Source organism: Vibrio sp. OPT46, from assembly GCF_015163535.1.
Classification (GTDB): domain Bacteria; phylum Pseudomonadota; class Gammaproteobacteria; order Enterobacterales; family Vibrionaceae; genus Vibrio; species Vibrio alginolyticus.
Genome location: NZ_JADDYG010000412.1, coordinates 1 through 395, shown reverse-complemented (window position 1 = coordinate 395; position 395 = coordinate 1). Strand labels below are relative to the sequence as shown.

1 protein-coding gene is annotated in these 395 nt (G+C 44.3%); it reads right to left on the bottom strand.

Annotated elements, in window-relative coordinates; translation table 11 throughout:
* Positions 1-74: 74 nt before the first annotated feature.
* Positions 75-395: ABC transporter permease subunit (locus IQR33_RS18795; RefSeq protein WP_416222687.1), on the bottom strand; the 321-nt coding region annotated here is incomplete at its 5' end.

Genomic DNA, 395 nt, shown 5'->3' with positions numbered 1-395 from the left:
CACATTGCAATATGAGTAGCCCAAACACGATACTTTAATGACTTACCTTGTACCATTGCCATTGTAATTTCTCCTTAGTCCTGAGCTACTTTAGTTACGCGTAGGTTGATAAGTGCCAATGCGCCAACCAATAGGAAGATAAGCGTTGCTACTGCACTTGCTAGACCGAAGTCTTGACCACCAGCACCTTCGAATGCGATTCGGTAGGTGTAACTTACTAGCAGGTCGGTGTAACCCGCAGGCTCTGATGTACCAATCATGTTTGGACCACCGCCAGTCAACAACTGGATAAGTACGAAGTTGTTGAAGTTAAATGCAAAACTCGCGATCAACAATGGTGTTAACGGCTTCAACATCATTGGTAGTGTGATACGTGTGAAGTTCGTGACAAAGTT